1 protein-coding gene is annotated in these 1,782 nt (G+C 62.7%); it reads right to left on the bottom strand.

The window, feature by feature from the left end:
• Nucleotides 1-56: 56 nt before the first annotated feature.
• Nucleotides 57-1,034 carry a hypothetical protein gene (locus ACFU5K_RS31835; protein WP_384068210.1) on the bottom strand — a complete coding sequence of 326 codons (978 nt, stop codon included), beginning with the start codon at nucleotides 1,032-1,034 and terminating at the stop codon, nucleotides 57-59.
• Nucleotides 1,035-1,782 lie beyond the last annotated feature (748 nt).

Here is a 1,782-nt window from a genome sequence, read left to right on the forward strand (position 1 = left end):
GTCCGGGGTACCACCACCCGAGCTACCTCACACAGCGTGACCGGCGAGCCCGCCCGTCACCGCCGCACCCCCATCAAATTCGAAGACCCGTCATAGGTCCCGGACTTCAGCTCCTGTGAGCCAACCTGTGAGTCGGGATAGTCGGGGTTCTGCACCCAGGTGTCGGTGGTGACCGCCAGCGTCGATGACGGGTCGATAGTCACCGGGTAGGTCAGATCTCTGGAGAAGAACACCGGATTCGGGGTCAGGACCAGGGTGGTCGATCCGTCGTCGGCCTTCTCCACTGCGGTCTCGACCGGCAGTTGGTTGACCGGTTCACCGGAGGCGGGGTCCCGGGAGGAGTCCCACATGTGCGGGGCTGCCGCCTGGGCGACCAGTTTTCCCGCCCCGTCCTTCAACAGCAGCTGGCCTGTATCAGCGTCCTTGGTCAGCGCCAGACCCTTCAGCGTCAACGGGATCCGGTAGGACACGGGGGCACTCGGCGCCTGGTCAAGCACCACTGACTGCTCAAAACCCTGCGCCAGCGCTTCCACCGACAAGGACGCGCCGCCGCCCAGATCGTAGGTGGCGGTATTGCCCGCGACATGCGGTGCGGGAAGCGTGAAGTCCCAGTTGAGGCCGAACGTCTTCCCGCCTTCGGTGACCGACGCCAGATGGGTGTCCCCGCCGTCGGACACAGCCAGATCAGCCGGCGCCGTCCGCGGCTTGAGATCCGCACCCGCGTCCATGAGCGAGGTATCGACGTCCTTCCACGAACCGTCGCCCTGCTTCACCCGGACCGGGCCCGCGTACGTCTCCGTCGACAGCGAACCGTCCGGATTCACGAAGGTGGTGGCATCTGCCGCCCGCTCCGAGAGAACCTCGATCCGACGGTTTTGCAGCCGCGCCATCAATCGCGCCGACGCCACGTCCTGCGCCTCGGCCGGGCCTGACACAGCTACGGCCTTGGCAGCGGAGCGGACTGGTTGCAGGTGCGGGGTGACCGCGAATGACTGCCCTGAATCCAGTGCGACCAGAGCCACCTGAGCCGACATCACCACAGTAAGACCGGCACTCGTCCACCGCAGACCCCTCAGCCGGGATCCGGGTCTCGCTCTCGGTCTGGGTAGGCTCGACAACCAATGTGGTGTGAACCGCCGATGCCAGGAAAAACGATCAGACATGACGTCAACTTCCGCTCAATCCGGCACCAGAGCCGGAACTGAACGATCATGCCTATGGCATATTCCGCAACAAGCGATCCGTCACACTGCGTAACGTTCACCCCGGCGTCCGTCTCGCCGCAACAGCCTTCGGGCGCCCGAAACCCCTTCAACCTCACCCCCAGTGGCCCATCCCGGCGGAAACCTACCCTCTTTACATGTCGATCACGATAAGAAGATACCAGTAAACGGGCACCCGCCAGACTCATCCCGGGACTGCCTTGACACCCCGGTTCTGATGTCAACTCTACTTTTCGACACGTCAGCAGCGATTCACTTGCGTTCGCCTTCCCGATCCCCACCTGACGTCTCAACGGACGCCTTTTCCTCATCGTTCACCACGGCAGTCTTCAGCTAGCGCAGCATGAGGTGGTTTAAATCCTCCCCCCGCAGGGCGAATTTGAAGGGCCATACCTTCATCCTTCGTACAGCATCGCTACAAGAAGAGTTCCTACATGGTTCTTCCTTTCACGTTCAGGACACAACAAGACCGCGAAGTTTGCTGATCGGCGGGGCTGTCAAGGGGTGATTTGTGCTGGTGGGAGGGTCTGGACGCACGACGGGACCCCTGACGATGGTG

This window comes from Streptomyces sp. NPDC057428 (assembly GCF_042803195.1).
Taxonomy (GTDB): Bacteria; Actinomycetota; Actinomycetes; order Streptomycetales; family Streptomycetaceae; genus Streptomyces.

Bases quoted from the DNA above. Each gene is read 5' to 3' on its own strand.
- ACFU5K_RS31835 (WP_384068210.1), bottom strand. From the start codon at position 1,034: ATGTCGGCTCAGGTGGCTCTGGTCGCACTGGATTCAGGGCAGTCATTC.